The organism is Luteimicrobium sp. NPDC057192 (genome assembly GCF_042670205.1).
Taxonomy (GTDB): domain Bacteria; phylum Actinomycetota; class Actinomycetes; order Actinomycetales; family Cellulomonadaceae; genus Luteimicrobium.
In genome coordinates this window covers 1-15,397 of the sequence record NZ_JBHUWD010000045.1, presented here as the reverse complement: position 1 = coordinate 15,397, position 15,397 = coordinate 1, and the positions used below count along the sequence as shown (strand labels likewise).

Below are 15,397 nucleotides of genomic sequence, written 5' to 3'. Positions count from 1 at the left end.
GGCCACCGACGCGACCGCGACCCGAGGAGGACGAGATGCCCAAGCGCAGCCCAGGACCGAGCGTCAAGGACAAGAAGCTCTACGAGGAGCTCCGCGGCGAGGGGAACTCGAAGGAGAAGAGCGCGCGCATCGCGAACGCCGCGGCGGGCAGCTCGCGCTCGAAGGTCGGCAAGAAGGGCGGCGGCTCCCCGAGCTACGAGGACTGGACCGTCACGGACCTGCGCAAGCGCGCTGCGGAGATCGGGATCGAGGGCCGGTCGTCGATGAAGAAGGCCGAGCTCGTCAAGGCGCTACGGAACCACTGACACGGCCGGTGGGGCTGTCGGCGCGCGACCGCTCGCGCCGGCGGCCGACCGCCTTCACCGCCTCGACGAAGAGGAACACGGCGACGGCGAGGACGAGCGGCACCCACCAGCCGCGCCAACCGACCGCGGCCGAGTCGAAGAGCGTGTGCATGAACGGCGCGTACACGAACACGAGCTGCAGGACGACGAGCGACGCCGACGAGATCCACAGGACGCGGTTGCCGCGCAGCACGTCGAGCGTGATGCTCGACCGGCCCAGGAACCGGCAGCTGAACAGGTACGCGAGCTGCCCGAAGACCAGGGTGGTGACCGCGGTGGTCTGCGCCTGGGCGACGCTCATGTCGCCTGCCCGCTCGGTGAAGAAGACCACGAGCGTGGCGCCGCCGATGACGGCCGAGACGAGCAGGATGCGTCCCAGCGCAGCCCGCCCCACGAGCGAGGCGTCCGGGTCGCGTGGCGGGCGGTCCATGATCCCCTGCTCCGCCTTCTCGTAGGCGAGCGCGAGGGACAGGGTGACCGCCGTGACCATGTTGACCCAGAGCACCTGGACGGGCGTGAGGGGCAGGGTGAGCCCGAACAGCACGGCCACGAGGATGACGAGGGCCTGCGCCCCGTTCGTCGGCAGCAGGAACAGGACGGACTTGCGGACGTTGTCGTAGATCCGGCGCCCCTCCTCCACGGCGCGCTCGATCGTGGCGAAGTTGTCGTCGGCGAGGACGACGTCCGCGGCCTCCTTGGTGGCCTCGGTGCCCTTGATGCCCATCGCGACCCCGACGTCGGCCTGGCTCAGCGCGGGGGCGTCGTTGACGCCGTCGCCGGTCATCGCGACGACCTGGCGGTGGGCCTGCAGCGCCGACACGATTCGGATCTTGTGCTCGGGGCTCGTGCGCGCGTAGACGTCGACGTCCTGCACGACGGCGCGCAGCTGCTCGTTGCTCATCGCCTCGAGCTCGGCGCCGGTGAGGACGGTCGGAGCGGTGTCCTCGTCGGGCGTCCCCGGCCCCAGCGGGCGACCGTCCGGGTCGAGGATCCCCAGCTCCTTGCCGATCGCGACGGCCGTGCCCGGGTGGTCGCCGGTGATCATCTTGACCGCGATCCCCGCCCGGTGGCAGTCGGCGACCGCCTCGACGGCCTCGGGCCGCGGCGGGTCGACGATCCCGATCAGTCCGCAGAGCTCGAGCGCGTGGAGGTCGTCGTCGGACACGTCGCGGGTGTCCGGGGCCGCGGACCGGCGGGCCGCCGCGAGCACCCGCAGGCCGCGCGCGCCGAGGGCGTCGACCTGCGCCTCCCAGAACGCCGGGTCGATCGGCTCGGTGGTCCCGTCGGGCCGCACCTGGGTCGCGCACCGTGAGAGCACCCGGTCGGGCGCACCCTTGACGTGCACGACGACGTCGCCCGCGTGCGCGTCGAGCGTCGCCATGTACTTCACGGCCGAGTCGAACGGCAGCACCGCGACGCGCTCCCAGCCGGCGCCGTCCTCCCCGGCCTTGAGGGCGAGGGTCCGCAACGCACCCTCGGTCGGCTCGCCGACGAGTGCCCAGCCGTTCGTCCCGGGCACCACCTGCGCGTCGTTGCACAGGGCGACCGCCTCGACGACGCCGCGCAGGTCGGCGTGCGCGGTGAGCGCCGCGGCCGCGCCGTCGGAGGCGGTGACCGCACCCTCGGGCGCGTACCCCGCGCCGTCGACGTCGAACGTGCCGCCCGCGGTCCGCACCACGCGAGCCGTCATCTCGTTCTTGGTCAGCGTGCCCGTCTTGTCGGAGCAGATCGTCGTGACCGCGCCCAGCGTCTCGACGGACGGCAGGCGCCGGGTGATCGCGTTCCGGCGCGCCATCTGCTGCACGCCGAGGGCGAGCGTGATCGTCACGAGCGCGGGCAGCCCTTCGGGGACTGCGGCGACGGCGAACCCGATCGACGCCGAGAGCAGCTCGTCGACCGAGAAGTGGTGCAGGGTGTGCCCGATCACGGCCATCACGACACCCAGCACGAGGATCAGGAGCGCGATCGCGGTGCCGAACCGCCCGAGCTGCCGGGTCAGCGGGGTCGACAGGTCGTCCGCCTCGGCGACGAGCCCCTGGATCCGGCCGAGCTCGGTCGCCCCGCCCGTCGCCACCACGACGCCCGACCCCGTCCCCGCGACCACGATGGTCCCGGAGAAGAGCATGCTCGTCCGGTCCCCGACGCCGGCCTGCGGGTCCACCGGGTCGGCGTCCTTCGCCGCGGGCAGCGACTCTCCCGTGAGCGCCGACTCCTCGACGCGCAGGCTCGTCGCCTCGAGCACGCGCACGTCGGCGGGCACGCGCTCCCCCGGCCGCACCCGGACGACGTCGCCCGGGACGACCTCCGACGCGTCGACCGTCGCCCACGACCCGTCACGCCGGACCTCCGCGGACGGCGAGAGCATCTGCCGGATGCCGTCGAGCGCGCTCTCGGCGCGGCCTTCCTGGATGAACCCGACCGCCGCATTCACCACGGCCACGAGCAGGATGATCGTGAAGTCGATCCACTCCCCGAGGATCGCCTTGAGCCCGGCCGACACCAGCAGCACGTACACGAGCACGTCCTGGAACTGGACGAGGACGCGGCGCCACAGCGGCGGGCGCTCGGGCGGCGGCAGCTCGTTCGGCCCGACCTCGGCGAGGACCCGTGCCGCCGCGGCGGAACCGAGCCCGTCCGGACCGGAACCGAGCCCGGCGGCCACGTCGGCGGCCGGGCGCGCCCAGGGCGACGGGCCGGGAGAACCGAGCGCCGGGGCGCTCACGGATGCGGGTGGCGGGGCGGGGACGGCGGTCACGTCCTCATTCAAGACCGCACGACGAAGGCCCGCACCCGGCGCCGATGACGACGCCGGGTGCGGGCCCCGCGGACCGGTGGCCTCAGTGGTGCGAGCCGTGCCCGTGACCGTGCGAGCCCGACGGACGCGAGTCGAGCCGCAGGGCGTCCCGGATCGTGAAGAACAGGTCCGTCTGGTCCGTGAGACCGACGACGTTCGCGGCGCGCGGGCCGTAGCCGGCGACCCGCACCTGGGTGCCGGTGTGGTCCTGCGACCCGCCGACGTCCGCCGTCCCGTACGCGACGGTGATCGGCTGGTCGTCGGCCGTGACGAGCGTGCGGGTCAGACCCGGCGTCGTCGTGCCCGGGTAGACGATCTGGCTCGAGTGGCCGTGGTCGGCCGTCACGACGACGAGCGTGTGGCCGTCCTTCTTGGCGAACGCGAGCGCGGCCTGCACGGCCTCGTCCAGGTCGACGGTCTCGCCGATCTGGCCGCACGGGTTCGCGGCGTGGTCCTGCTTGTCGATGCTCGCACCCTCGACCTGGAGGAAGAAGCCCTTGCCCGACCGGCGGTCGTCGAGCAGCGAGATCGCCTTCGACGTCATGTCGGCGAGCTTGGGCTGGGTGGCCGGCAGGCTCGGGTTGGCCGTGCAGCGGACCGGCGTCTCGGCTCCGCCCGTGTGCGTGGCGAGCGGGCCGGCCCAGCGCGTGGCGAAGTTGCCGTCGGCGAAGAGGCCGAGGACCGGCGCCTTCTGGTCGGCCTTCCGGACCTTCGCGAGACCCGCCGCGTCGGTGACGACCTGGTAGCCGCGCGCCTTCGCCTGGTCGAGCAGCGTCTTGCCCTGCCACGCGCCCGCCTTCGCGGTCTCGCGGAACGAGGCCGCGCCGCCGCCGAGCGTGACGTCGGGGCGGGTGCCGAGGAGCTGCTCCGTGATGGAGCCCGCGCCGCCGTTCTCGAGCGCGTTCTCCGGGCAGCTCTTCGTCGTCGACGACGGCGCGTAGCAGCCCCGCTCCGACACGTGCGCGACCTGCACGGCCGGGGTCGCGTCCTGGAGCTCGGCCGTCGAGACGTCGCCCGTGCGCAGGCCGCCGGCCTTCGCGAGCTCGAGGAGGCTGCGCTGCGCCTTCCCGTCGATGTCGACCGAGATCGCGCCGTTGTACGTCTTGGTGCCCGTCGACCAGCCCGACCCGGAGGCCGCGGAGTCGGTCACGTAGTCCGGCCGGCCGTTGCTCCTGTCGAGCGCGTAGGTCGTGTACTGGCCGGTCAGCGGCAGGGCGTCGATGCCCGGCAGGCGGCCCGCGGCGCCGTACTGGTAGTCACGCGCGAGCGTGATCTCGGAGTCACCCATCCCGTCGCCGATGAGCAGGATGACGTTGCGGGCGGTGCCGCCCTTGATCGCGTGCTTGACGGACGAGGACTGGTCCCCGTGGATGCGGCGAGCGTCGCCGTTCCCGGTCAGATCGGTGCCCACGGCGGTGGCGGCCGTCGCTGCGACGGCGAGCCCCCCGACGAGTGCCATGGCGAGGCCGGCGCGGCGGCCGGCACGGGTCATGCGCATGATGTCCCTTTCGACTGGTCGGTGCGGCAACGCCTGCCGCCCCACGCAGTCGACCGGACCCGGATGTCACCCGGGCGTCCGCTCGGCGTCGCCCGGGTGAACGGTAAGGATCCCCTGTGCGTGGCCGCAGCGCTCAGCCCGCCCGGCCGTCCGCGTCCGCAGCCTCCTCCTCCGGGCGCGGGGCGACGGTCTCGTCCCGCTCCAGCACCGGCACGCCGGCGAACTCCGGATGCTCGAGCGCGAGCTCGTGCGCGACGAACGGCGCCCGCGCCGCCGGATCCGGCTCGACGTCGAGCGACGCGCCCTCGTCCGCGAGGTCCACGACGGTCCACGCCCAGCCCGCGCCCAGACCCTCCGGGCCGAGCTGGCGCAGGACCGAGCCGCGTCCGACGGGCGAGAGCAGCGCGTCGTGGATCGGCACGACGACAGCGGGCTGCACGGCCCGGACCCAGTCGACGATCTCCGCGAGCTTGAGCCACGGACCCGAGACGGGGGTCAGCAGGACGTGCACGTGCGCGCCCGGCGGCAGCGCGACGAACGAGTCGCCCGGGTGGAGCACCGCGCCGTCGATCAGGTAGCCGACGTTCGCGATGCGCGGCAGGTCCGCATGGATCGACGCATGCACGCCGCCCACGACGTCGACGTCATGACCGAGAACGGTCGCCGCCGTGCCGGGCACGGCCTCGTGCAGGCGCTGGAGCCCCACCCCGCGCGCCTGCAGCGCCGCGACGACTGCCGCCGGCGCCCACACCTCGACGTGCGTGCGCTCCGCCAGCGCGGCGAGCAGCGCGTCGACGTCCAGGTGGTCGGCGTGCTCGTGCGTCACGAGCACCGCGTCCGCGGTCGCGAGGGCGCCCGGCGAGGAGAAGGTGCCGGGGTCGACGACGAGGGAGCCGGAACGGTCGGTCAGGCGTGCGCAGGCATGGCCCAGGATCTCGAGCTTCATGCCCCGATTGTCCGCCTCCGCGGCCGGTCGGCGCGCGGTGGAGGTCAGCTGGCGCTGCGGGCCCGACGACGGGCGGCGAGCTCGTCCTCGACGTCCGGCGCGGCGTCCTCGAGGCTCTCGGTGGGCAGCTCGGCGAGCGTGCCCTCGACCTCGCGCCAGACGCGCCCGACGGCGATCCCGAAGACGCCCTGCCCGCCCTGGACGAGGTCGATCACCTCGTCGGCGGACGTGCACTCGTAGACGCTCGCCCCGTCGCTCATGAGCGTGATGCCGGCCAGGTCGTTCACGCCCCGCTCCCGGAGCGTGTGGACCGCCGCGCGGATCTGCTGCAGCGAGACCCCTGTGTCGAGCAGGCGCTTGACGATCTTGAGGACGAGGATGTCGCGGAAGCCGTAGAGCCGGTGCGAACCGGAGCCCTGCGCCGGCTTGACGCTCGGCTCCACGAGGCCTGTCCGCGCCCAGTAGTCGAGCTGCCGGTACGTGATGCCGGCCGCCCGGCACGCCGTCGGGCCGCGGTACCCGATCGACTCGTCCTGCTCCGCGATCGCGTCACCGAACAGGAGGCCCTGGGCGCCCTGCGGCACGGGCGTGCTGCTCGCGCCCGCGTCACCGTTGCTGCTCATCTGTGCCTCCTACCGGGCCCTGCGTCCTCGGCCGTTCTCGCACTCCACCGCGTTCACGGGGCTGCTCGACTCCCGTCCACGCTAGGGGTGGCCGGGGGGCGGGTCAACGACCTCGCCCTCCAGCGTATCGGGCGTGTCGCGACACCGCCGACCAATCCCCCAGCCCGACCCTCAGGTCGAAGGTTTCACCCGGCGGGGCAAACTCTCACCCTCCACCTGAGCCCGTCGGCCGACCGCCGACACCGACCATGACCTTCGACCTGAGGTCGAGAGTCGGTCACGGACCGAAGTCCTCCGGCTCGACACCGTCCAGGAACGACCGGAACCGTTCGACCTCGCGCGCCCCCGCGTCGTCGACGACCTCCACGCCGGCCCGCGCCACCACCTCGGCGGCACAGAGGACCGGCGCCCCCGTGCGCACGGCGAGCGCGATCGCGTCCGACGCCCGCGAGTCCACCCGCTCCCCGTTCGACAGGGCGAGCTCCGCGAAGAACACGCCGTCCCGCAGCGCGACGACCCGCGTCGCCTCGAGCTCCACGCCCGTGGCCCGCAAGAGGTCCCGCAGGAGGTCGTGGGTCATCGGCCGCGGCGGGACCACACCCGCCTGGGCGCTCGCGATCGCCGTCGCCTCGCGGGGGCCGATCGCGATCGGCACGACGAGCCCCGAGCTCGGGTCGAGGAGCAGCACGACGACCTCTTGGTCGCCGAGCTGCCGCACGCCGAGCACGTCGACGGGAACCATGGGGTCGTCGTCACCACCAGCCATCACTCCACCGTACGACGGACGCGCCGGGTGCGGCACGAGGGCTGTGAGCGTCTCGGTCAGGCGAGGTCGGCGATCTCCTGCCGCAGCCACGCCGCGTGCAGCCGGACGAACAGGTCGCCGATCTCGTCGGCCGTCTCGTCGGCGCGCACGTGCGCGGCCGGCGACTGCTGGCTTCGCAGCGGAGCCACCACCTGGGCGGCCAGCGCGACCTGCCGGTCCACGGCGGTGCGCAGCGAGCGCAGGTGGCGCGGCTCGATCCCGTACCGTCCCAGCGCCGAGGCGGTCCGGAGGATCTCCGCGGCGGCGTCGTCGAGCCGGCCGCCCGGACCCGGGCGGAGCAGCCCGGCCGAGACCAGCCCGTCGACGAGCACCGGGTCGGGCTCCGGGGCGTGCGTCCGCTCCTCCGTGGAAGCCCCCGCCGGCGGGCGCGCGGGCGACGCCTCGGGGCGCCGTCCCGGCTCGGAGGCGGACGACCGCGACACGCCGTCGTGCGTCGTCGTACCGCGTGACGCGGGACGGCCGAGCTCGATCTCGCCGGCGTCGAGCTCGGCGAGCCGGTCCTTGATCACCTTGAGCGGCAGGTACCGGTCACGCTGCTCGACGAGGACGAACCGCAGGCGCTCGACGTCGGCCGGGCTGTACTGCCGGTAGCCGGCCGCGGTGCGGACCGGCTCGACGAGGCCCTGCTCCTCGAGGAAGCGCAGCTTCGAGTGGCTGATCGACGGGAAGTCCGTGCGCAGGGCGCGGAGCACGTCGGAGATGCGCATCGACGCCGTCCGCGACACGCCGGGCGGCCAGGCACGGTCGTCGCGGCCGGAGCCCGACCCCGCGTCTCGGTCCGGGTCGTCGTCCCTCGCCAGCGCGGACGCCACGCTCACGCCTCGCCGCCCGTCCCCGCTGCCGCGGCACGGCTCTCGTAGTAGGTGAGGCGGAACTTGCCGATCTGCACCTCGTCGCCCGTGACGAGCGGGGCGGCGTCGACCCGCACCCGGTTCACGTACGTGCCGTTGAGCGACCCCGTGTCGCGGACGGTGTACCGCGCGCCCTCACGGACGAACTCGGCGTGCTTGCGCGAGACCGTGACGTCGTCGAGGAAGATGTCCGCGTGCTCGCTGCGCCCCGCGCTCACACGGTCCGCGTCGAGCAGGATCCGCTCGACCCCGGCGCCGCCCCGCTGCATCACGAGGAGCGCCGACCCCTGCGGGAGCGCCGCGATCGTCGCGGTCTCCTCGTCGTCGGGCCGACGACGGACCGGGGCCTCGTCCGGCTGGTCCGGCACCCGGTCGGTCCGGTGGAAGCTGATCGTGGTGTCGCCGTTCCGAGGGTCCGTCGCGCCACCGCCGGGAACTGTCATTGCGCCTCCTCGGGACGTGGCGCCGACCAGCGTGGTCGGCGCGGGCGGCGGCTCCGCCCGTGACCGAAAAACCTACTACAACCTCTGGGAACAACAGTAGGCGGAGACGGCCGCCGGACACAGCACCACCCCGCGGGTGTCCCCGATCAGGAGCCTCCGCCGGTCGCGAGCGGCGTCGGTGTCGCGTACTGGGGTGTTCCCGGCTCGCGTGTCGCCGTGACCTCGACCTTCCTGGGCGTCGAGACCTCCGCCGTGGCACCCGTGTTGCGGACGGCCGCCAACGCGCCGCCCGGGATGCCCAGCGCGGGCGCCAGCGTGTCCGGGTTGCCGATCGCGAGCCACACGTACGGCGACTCGAGCGGCTGCCCGTCCGCGACGAGCGTGTCCCCGTGCACCTCGAACCAGCTCGACGCCACCAGCCGGACGCCGCCCACCTGGATCGCCTCGGCGCCCGCGTTCCGCAGCTCCTCGAGGACGTTGAACATGGTCGCCGCCCCGACCGTCTGGGTGCTCTGCTTGATCGTGAGGCGGATCCCGGGGCCGGTGGCCGGCAGGCGGCCGGACAGGATGCCCTGCGTCTGGGCACGCTGCGTGGCCAGGTCGATCGCGGCCTGCCGGCTGCCCGAGCTCGATCGCAGCTGATCGCGCGTGGCCGCGAGGTCCGTCTGCTCGCGCTCGAGCGTCTGGGTCCGCTGCGTGACGTCGTCGAGCAGGCGGACGAGGTCGGACTGGCGCAGCGAGGACAGGTTGTCCGACTGGTTCTGGTGAACCTGGACGATGAGCGCGAAGCCGAGCGCCGCGCACAGGACCGCGACGATGAGCTGGGACGTGTTGAGCCGCGGGCGCAGCAGCGTGAGCAGCCCGGACCAGCCCCGCAGGCCGCCGGTGGCGGACGCCCGGTCCGGGGCAGGCTGGGGGGTGTTGCTCTCGGGCGCGGACGTCTCGTCGTCAGGCGCGTGCGCCCCGGCGTGCCGGCCGTGGTGGGACTCTGCGGCCTCGGCCTCGGCCTCGTCCGGCTCGGAGCTCTCCTGGCCGTCCGGCGCGGCGTCCGTCCCGGGTACGGCGGCGTCCTCGCCGCCGAGAGGGGTCTCGGGCTCCGCGTCGGGCTGCTGGGGCTCGTGGGGTCCGGACACGGGCATCAGGCCTTGAAGACGTGGCGGCGGATCGCGGCCGCGTTCGAGAAGATCCGGATACCGAGCACGACGACGACGGCCGTCGAGAGCTGCGACCCGACCCCCAGCTGGTCACCCAGGAACACGATGAGCGCCGCCACGACGACGTTGGACAGGAACGACACGAGGAACACCCGGTCGTCGAACAGGCCGTCGAGCTTGGCCCGCAGACCGCCGAACAGGGCGTCGAGGGCCGCGACCACCGCGATCGGCAGGTACGGCTGCAGCGACACGGGCACGGTGGGCTGCAGGACGAGACCGGCGACGACGCCGATCACGAGCCCGACAAAAGCGATCACTGCTGCCTCCTTCGACGGCTGCTCAGCCTAGCGGTTTCGCGTGCTGCAACGTGGACGGTCCGCCGCCCTCGAGATCGAGGTGCTTCTCCGTCGCGACGGACGACTCCAGGCCGTAGGACTCCCCGAGGACCTTGAGCTGGTCGGCCGCCGGTGACGCGGCGAACGCGCTCCGCAGCGCATCCGGGTCGCCGATGGCCTCGACGTGGTACGGCGACGCCAGCCCGACGAAGTCGACGAGGATCGCGCTGCCCGCGCTGCGGATCGCCGTCGTGGAGGTGAGCCGCTGCCCGTTGATCGCGATGGCCTCCGCGCCGCCCGCGAAGAGCGCGTTGACGACGTTCTGCAGGTCGGAGTCCTGGACGCGGCGGTCCGGGTCGACGGTGCCGTCGGCGGCGACCGCGTCGGACGCGTCCGCGACGGTCACGGTGATGCCGGGCCCGGTGACGGCCGCGGCACCCGACGCGACCGTGTCGTCCTGCACCGTCGCGAGCAGCGACGGCGACTGTGCGGCGAGCGCCTGGGACTGCAGCGTGTCGACCTCCGCGTTGGTCCGGGCGATGCTGCGGCTCAGCGCGTCGGCGCGGTCCTGGCGTTCGGTGATCTGCTGCTGGAGCACGGTGCGCGCCTCGACGACGCTCGGCGAGGGGGCCCGCAGGCTCTTGACGGCGATCGCCGTGACGAGCCCGAGCGCGACGGCGAGGACCAGCGCCACCACGCGGGTCGGCACCGTGGGGCCCGTGCGGGTTCCCAGCTCACGGGACCGGGCCGCCTCGGCGTAGCCGGGGTCGAGCGGGTGGTCCATGACCTCGGTGAGGAGGGTCATCGACTCGTCGGGCCGCCGAGAGCGGCGCGCACCCCCCTCGGGGGCTCCGGCCGGGGTGCTCACGCGGGAGCGCCCTCGGCGCCGTCCGGCCCGCCGGTCGACCGCAGGATCCGTGCGGCGCCCCGCAGGTAGAGGAAGCCCGCCCACCAGTAGAGGCCCACGCCCCACCAGGCGAACGCCCAGCCGACGACGCTCGCGACCGTGCCCACCCAGCCGTCGACCTGCCCGAGCAGGAGCAGCGGGAACGCGTACATGAGCGTGAGCGTCGCGGCCTTGCCGATGAAGTTCACGGGCTGAGGCCCGTAGCCCCGGCGCGCCAGCAGGGGCAGCGTGAGCCCGACGGCGACCTCGCGCGCGAGGAGCACGACGACGAGCCACCACGGGATGATGTCGCGCAGCGCGAGACCCAGCAGCGTGACGAGGATGAAGAGGCGGTCGGCAGCCGGGTCGAGGAGCTGCCCGAGCTTGCTCACCTGGTGCAGGCGGCGGGCCGCGACCCCGTCGAGCCAGTCCGAGGCCCCGGACACGGCGAGCACGACGATCGCCCACACGTCGTGGTGCGTCGCGATGAGGATCGCGAACACGGGCACGAGCAGGAGCCGGATCACGCTGATGAGGTTGGGGATCGTCAGGATCCGGTCGGTCGCCTCGTCCAGATCGCCCTTGTCGTCCGCCACCGGGACAGTCTATGAGGTGCGCGGGGTCGTGACGTCGGCCACGTCCGCGTCGCCGCGGGCGTCCTCGCAGCGGGCGCCCAGACGGCTCCGGTACCATGGGTCGACCCCCTTTCGCAGTCGTCGCCGTTCCTGGCTGGTGCTCGGCAACAGTCCGAGGCAACCGTCCGACGCGTCCGGGCCGCCGCCGCAGCGGCGTGGCCCCGCCGTCGGAACCTCTTCTCGTGTGTCCCGGGAGATGCGACCGCGGCCCCTGCCGCATGCGATCCCCCCGACCGGACGGTTCCAGATGACCACGCCCTCCCCTGCCCCCGAGCAGCCCACCACCGACACCACGACCGAGACGACGTTCCGCGACCTCGGCCTGCCCGCCACGCTCCTCGAGGCCGTGGAGACGCTCGGCTTCGTGACGCCGTCGGCCATCCAGGCCGCCGCCATCCCGCCGCTCCTCGACGGCCGCGACATCACGGGCGTCGCCCAGACCGGCACGGGCAAGACCGCCGCGTTCGGCCTCCCGCTCCTCTCGCGCGTCGACCCCGACCTGCGCAAGACGCAGGCGCTCGTGCTCACGCCGACCCGCGAGCTCGCGATGCAGGTCGCCGAGGCGATCGAGACGTTCGCGTCCGGGCTGACCGGCGTCGAGGTGCTCGCGGTCTACGGCGGCGCGCCCTACCTCCCGCAGCAGCGCGCCCTGCAGCGCGGCGCACAGGTCGTCGTCGGGACGCCGGGCCGCGTGATCGACCACATCGAGCGCAAGAACCTGGTCCTCGACGACATCCGCTTCCTGGCGCTCGACGAGGCCGACGAGATGCTCCGCATGGGCTTCGCCGAGGACGTCGACACGATCTTCGGCGCGGCGCCCGCGGAGCGGCAGGTCGCCCTCTTCTCCGCGACGATGCCCGCGCCGATCCGGCGCGTCGCGCAGCAGCACCTGAACGACCCCGTCGAGATCGCGGTCACCCGCCAGGCCTCGACCGTGACGACGGTCCACCAGACGTACTCGATCGTGCCGTTCCGCCACAAGACGGGGTCCCTGGTCCGCGTCCTGCAGACGAGCGACGCCGACGCGGCGATCGTGTTCTGCCGCACGCGCGGCGCGGCCGAGGACGTCGGCACCGCGCTCGTCGAGCGCGGCATCGCGGCGGCGACGATCTCCGGCGACGTCGCCCAGAAGGACCGCGAGAAGATCGTCGAGCGCCTGCGCTCGGGCCAGATCGACGTCCTCGTCGCTACCGACGTCGCGGCCCGCGGGCTCGACGTCGACCGCATCGGCCTCGTCGTGAACTTCGACCTGCCCGGCGAGCCCGAGGCGTACGTGCACCGCATCGGCCGCACGGGCCGCGCCGGCCGCACCGGCGAGGCCCTGAGCTTCGTCACCCCGCACGAGCGCGGCCGCCTGCGCCAGATCGAGCGCACCACGCGCACGCCGCTCGAGGAGGTGTCGATCCCCACGCCCGCGGACGTCTCCGCGCACCGGGTCCGGCGCATGCTCGACGACGTCGCCGAGCGCCAGGAGGCGGGTCGCCTCGACCTGTACGTCCGGCTCGTCCGCGAGCACCTCGCGGCGCACCCCGACCTCGACGCCGTCGACCTCGCCGCGACCCTCGCCGCCCTGTTCGTCGGCGACAAGGGACCCAAGTCGCGCGAGGCCATCGAGGCCGAGAACGAGGCGGCCGAGCTCGCCGCCGCGTCCCGCGCGGTGCGGCAGCGCCGCGAGGTCGAGGACGGGGCTCGTCCTCGCCGCGGCCCCGGCCACGACGACGACCGCGGCCCCCGCCGCCGCGACGGCCGCCCCGAGCGCGGTGCCCGTCCGGGCAGCGCCCGCGACGACGACGGCCGTCCGGCCCGCCGCCTCGCCAACGGCACCCGCTACCGCGTCGCCGTCGGGCACGCGCACGGCGTGGAGCCCCGCGGGATCGTCGGGGCCCTCGCCAACGAGGGCGGTCTGTCGGGCAAGGACGTCGGCAAGATCGACATCTTCGGCTCGTTCTCGCTCGTCGAGATCGGTCGCCCGCTCGACGCCGCGGCGCTCGACCGCATCGGCCGGGCTCGCGTCGGTGGCCGTCCGCTCCGGATCGCCGTCGACAAGGGCGCCCCGGCGGGCGCGCGCCGCAAGCGCGACTGACGACGACGTGCCACGACGGCCCGCGCACCTCGAGGGGTGCGCGGGCCGTCGTCCTCCCTCCTCGCGAGGTACCCCGGCATCCGGCATACCTCGCGAGGTACCCCGGCATCCGGCATACCTCGCGAGGTACCCCGGCATCCGGCATACCTCGCGGGGTAGTTCGTGGGGTCAGTGGCGTTCGGGCGATGACGACGGCGTCTCCGGTGCCTCGCCGTGCAGCTCGACGAGGTGCACCAGGCGGTTCGCGGCGCGGGTACCCCGGGCGCCGTCCGCACGCTGGATGGCCATCACCGCGAGGGTCTTGCCGTCGGCCAGGTCGAGCACCACCCACGGGTCGTTGGGTCCGAAGTGGACCGCGAGCACCTCGGGCCACTCGAGGGCCCGGCGCCGGACGATGTTGCTCACCACCAGCCCCTGCGGGCTCGGCACGGCGCGGGTGTTGACGAGGAGCTCGACGAGCCACCCGCCGAGCAGGCCGACCACGATGATCGCGATCCGCTGACCGGTGTCGAAGCCAGGGCCTACCCCGGTCAGCGCGACGACGATGCAGCCCACCACGAAGACGGTGCCCGTGATCGCGCCGGCGATCAGGGCGAAACGGGGCCGGAAGGTGGCGTACAGGTCGCCGTCGGGCACCGCTCCCCCTTCCCGCCCCGGCGTCAGAGCCGGCAGGCGTGGATCGACGTCACCAGGATCGCACGGGCACCGAGGTCGTACAGCGTGTCCATGACGCGGTTCGTCTGGCTGCGCGGCACCATCGCCCGGACCGCGGCCCACGACCGGTCGTGCAGCGGGGACACGGTCGGCGACTCGAGACCGGGGGTCACGGCGACCGCCTGCTCCACCAGGTCGAGCGGGCAGTCGTAGTCCATGAGCACGTACTCGCGGGCTGTGAGCACGCCCTGAAGACGGCGCGTCAGCACGTCGAGCCCCTCGGGCTCGGGCAGGTCGCCGTTGCGGATGAGCACGGCCTCGGAGACCAGCAGCGGGTCCCCGAAGACCTCGAGGCCGGCGGCGCGGAGCGTCGTGCCGGTCTCGACGACGTCCGCGATCACGTCCGCGACGCCGAGACGCACGGCGGTCTCCACCGCGCCGTCGAGGTGCACGACGGCGTCCGGCTCGACACCCTTCTCGGCGAGGTGCGCGAGCACGAGGCCGGGGTACGACGTCGCGACGCGCTTGCCCGCGACGTCCTCGACCCTGGTCGCGGTGCCCACCGGCGCGGCGAACCGGAACGTCGAGCGGGCGAAGCCGAGCGAGAGGTGCTCGACGTCGGTCGCGCCCGAGTCGATCATGAGGTCGCGGCCGGTGATCCCGACGTCGACGGTGCCGGCGCCGACGTACACCGCGACGTCGCGGGGGCGCAGGAAGAAGAACTCGACGTCGTTGTCGGGGTCTGCGAGCACGAGCTCGCGCGGGTCCCGGCGCTGGCGGTAGCCCGCCTCGCGGAGCATGTCGGCGGCGGGTTCGGACAGGGAGCCCTTGTTGGGCACGGCGATACGGAGCACGGCGGGGATCCTCAGAGATTCAGGTCAACGAGTCAGGGTTTGGTACGGACGTCGGGACGAGCGCTGCGACGGGCGCGCCCGTCACAGATGGCGGTACACGTCCTCGAGCGTCAGCCCCTTCGCGACCATCAGCACCTGCAGGTGGTAGAGGAGCTGGGAGATCTCCAGCGCGGCGTCATCGAGCGTCTCGTGCTCGGCCGCCATCCAGACCTCGGCGGCCTCCTCGACGATCTTCTTGCCGATCGCATGCACGCCGGCGTCCAGCTCCGCGACCGTTCCCGACCCCTCGGGGCGGGTGGTGGCCTTCTCGGTGAGCTCGGCGAACAGGGCATCGAAGGTCTTCACCCCGTCAGCCTAGTGGCGCGGCGGGGCCGGGCGTCGGGTGGTCCGCCCACCGGGCACGCCCGCCTCCCTCCCCGTGAGTGCGTACTTCTTGTGCGACACGCCCGGTGTGTCGCACAAGAAGTACGC

Annotated in this window: 16 protein-coding genes; 2 read left to right on the top strand and 14 right to left on the bottom strand. The window is 73.7% G+C overall.

What is annotated here, in order from left to right; genetic code table 11:
- Positions 1 to 35 precede the first annotated feature (35 nt).
- Complete coding sequence (locus tag ACFT5B_RS17535; protein WP_386800462.1) at positions 36 to 305, top strand: Rho termination factor N-terminal domain-containing protein; 270 nt, start codon at positions 36 to 38, stop codon at positions 303 to 305.
- Here ACFT5B_RS17535 and ACFT5B_RS17530 read toward each other — a convergent pair.
- The 11 genes from ACFT5B_RS17530 to ACFT5B_RS17480 form a co-directional block, all read right to left on the bottom strand.
- Complete coding sequence (locus tag ACFT5B_RS17530) at positions 283 to 3,099, bottom strand: cation-translocating P-type ATPase (RefSeq protein ID WP_386800461.1); 2,817 nt, start codon at positions 3,097 to 3,099, stop codon at positions 283 to 285. The genes ACFT5B_RS17535 and ACFT5B_RS17530 overlap by 23 nt on opposite strands.
- 82 nt (positions 3,100 to 3,181) lie before the next feature.
- On the bottom strand, positions 3,182 to 4,630 hold the full coding sequence (phoA, locus tag ACFT5B_RS17525; RefSeq protein WP_386800460.1) for an alkaline phosphatase: 1,449 nt from the start codon (positions 4,628 to 4,630) through the stop codon (positions 3,182 to 3,184).
- A 139-nt stretch (positions 4,631 to 4,769) separates the two neighbouring features.
- On the bottom strand, positions 4,770 to 5,582 hold the full coding sequence (locus ACFT5B_RS17520; protein ID WP_386800459.1) for an MBL fold metallo-hydrolase: 813 nt from the start codon (positions 5,580 to 5,582) through the stop codon (positions 4,770 to 4,772).
- A gap of 44 nt (positions 5,583 to 5,626) precedes the next feature.
- Positions 5,627 to 6,205: a MerR family transcriptional regulator gene (locus tag ACFT5B_RS17515; protein WP_386800458.1), complete on the bottom strand. Its 579-nt coding sequence runs from the start codon at positions 6,203 to 6,205 to the stop codon at positions 5,627 to 5,629.
- A 277-nt stretch (positions 6,206 to 6,482) separates the two neighbouring features.
- Complete coding sequence (locus ACFT5B_RS17510) at positions 6,483 to 6,971, bottom strand: bifunctional nuclease family protein (protein ID WP_386800457.1); 489 nt, start codon at positions 6,969 to 6,971, stop codon at positions 6,483 to 6,485.
- Between the two features lie 56 nt (positions 6,972 to 7,027).
- The gene (locus tag ACFT5B_RS17505) at positions 7,028 to 7,843 is read right to left on the bottom strand and encodes a MerR family transcriptional regulator (RefSeq protein ID WP_386800456.1); all 816 of its coding nucleotides are present in this window, start codon (positions 7,841 to 7,843) and stop codon (positions 7,028 to 7,030) included.
- A 2-nt stretch (positions 7,844 to 7,845) separates the two neighbouring features.
- Entirely contained in the window at positions 7,846 to 8,325 is a 480-nt protein-coding gene (locus ACFT5B_RS17500) for an FHA domain-containing protein (RefSeq protein ID WP_386800455.1), read from the bottom strand.
- Between the two features lie 146 nt (positions 8,326 to 8,471).
- On the bottom strand, positions 8,472 to 9,458 hold the full coding sequence (locus ACFT5B_RS17495; protein ID WP_386800454.1) for a DUF881 domain-containing protein: 987 nt from the start codon (positions 9,456 to 9,458) through the stop codon (positions 8,472 to 8,474).
- Between the two features lie 5 nt (positions 9,459 to 9,463).
- On the bottom strand, positions 9,464 to 9,796 hold the full coding sequence (locus ACFT5B_RS17490) for a small basic family protein (protein ID WP_386800453.1): 333 nt from the start codon (positions 9,794 to 9,796) through the stop codon (positions 9,464 to 9,466).
- 22 nt (positions 9,797 to 9,818) lie between these two features.
- On the bottom strand, positions 9,819 to 10,619 hold the full coding sequence (locus tag ACFT5B_RS17485) for a DUF881 domain-containing protein (RefSeq protein WP_386800452.1): 801 nt from the start codon (positions 10,617 to 10,619) through the stop codon (positions 9,819 to 9,821).
- Positions 10,620 to 10,678: 59 nt separating this feature from the next.
- On the bottom strand, positions 10,679 to 11,296 hold the full coding sequence (locus ACFT5B_RS17480) for a CDP-alcohol phosphatidyltransferase family protein (protein ID WP_386800451.1): 618 nt from the start codon (positions 11,294 to 11,296) through the stop codon (positions 10,679 to 10,681).
- A gap of 286 nt (positions 11,297 to 11,582) precedes the next feature.
- On the opposite strand from ACFT5B_RS17480, the gene ACFT5B_RS17475 reads away from it, so the two are divergent.
- A complete protein-coding gene (locus tag ACFT5B_RS17475; protein ID WP_386800450.1) occupies positions 11,583 to 13,418 on the top strand; it encodes a DEAD/DEAH box helicase in 1,836 nt (611 codons plus the stop codon).
- Between the two features lie 168 nt (positions 13,419 to 13,586).
- Here ACFT5B_RS17475 and ACFT5B_RS17470 read toward each other — a convergent pair whose 3' ends face one another.
- The 3 genes from ACFT5B_RS17470 to ACFT5B_RS17460 form a co-directional block, all read right to left on the bottom strand.
- The gene (locus ACFT5B_RS17470) at positions 13,587 to 14,054 is read right to left on the bottom strand and encodes a PH domain-containing protein (protein ID WP_386800449.1); all 468 of its coding nucleotides are present in this window, start codon (positions 14,052 to 14,054) and stop codon (positions 13,587 to 13,589) included.
- 23 nt (positions 14,055 to 14,077) lie between these two features.
- The gene (gene hisG, locus ACFT5B_RS17465) at positions 14,078 to 14,926 is read right to left on the bottom strand and encodes an ATP phosphoribosyltransferase (RefSeq protein ID WP_386800448.1); all 849 of its coding nucleotides are present in this window, start codon (positions 14,924 to 14,926) and stop codon (positions 14,078 to 14,080) included.
- A gap of 81 nt (positions 14,927 to 15,007) precedes the next feature.
- Positions 15,008 to 15,271: a phosphoribosyl-ATP diphosphatase gene (locus ACFT5B_RS17460; protein ID WP_386800447.1), complete on the bottom strand. Its 264-nt coding sequence runs from the start codon at positions 15,269 to 15,271 to the stop codon at positions 15,008 to 15,010.
- Positions 15,272 to 15,397 lie beyond the last annotated feature (126 nt).

Excerpts from the sequence above, each read along its gene's own strand:
- ACFT5B_RS17535 (WP_386800462.1), top strand. The coding sequence starts at position 36 with ATGCCCAAGCGCAGCCCAGGACCGAGCGTCAAGGACAAGAAGCTCTAC.
- ACFT5B_RS17515 (WP_386800458.1), bottom strand. The coding sequence starts at position 6,205 with ATGAGCAGCAACGGTGACGCGGGCGCGAGCAGCACGCCCGTGCCGCAG.
- phoA (WP_386800460.1), bottom strand. The coding sequence starts at position 4,630 with ATGACCCGTGCCGGCCGCCGCGCCGGCCTCGCCATGGCACTCGTCGGG.
- ACFT5B_RS17510 (WP_386800457.1), bottom strand. The coding sequence starts at position 6,971 with ATGGCTGGTGGTGACGACGACCCCATGGTTCCCGTCGACGTGCTCGGC.
- ACFT5B_RS17520 (WP_386800459.1), bottom strand. The coding sequence starts at position 5,582 with ATGAAGCTCGAGATCCTGGGCCATGCCTGCGCACGCCTGACCGACCGT.
- ACFT5B_RS17500 (WP_386800455.1), bottom strand. The coding sequence starts at position 8,325 with ATGACAGTTCCCGGCGGTGGCGCGACGGACCCTCGGAACGGCGACACC.
- ACFT5B_RS17475 (WP_386800450.1), top strand. The coding sequence starts at position 11,583 with ATGACCACGCCCTCCCCTGCCCCCGAGCAGCCCACCACCGACACCACG.
- ACFT5B_RS17485 (WP_386800452.1), bottom strand. The coding sequence starts at position 10,619 with ATGACCCTCCTCACCGAGGTCATGGACCACCCGCTCGACCCCGGCTAC.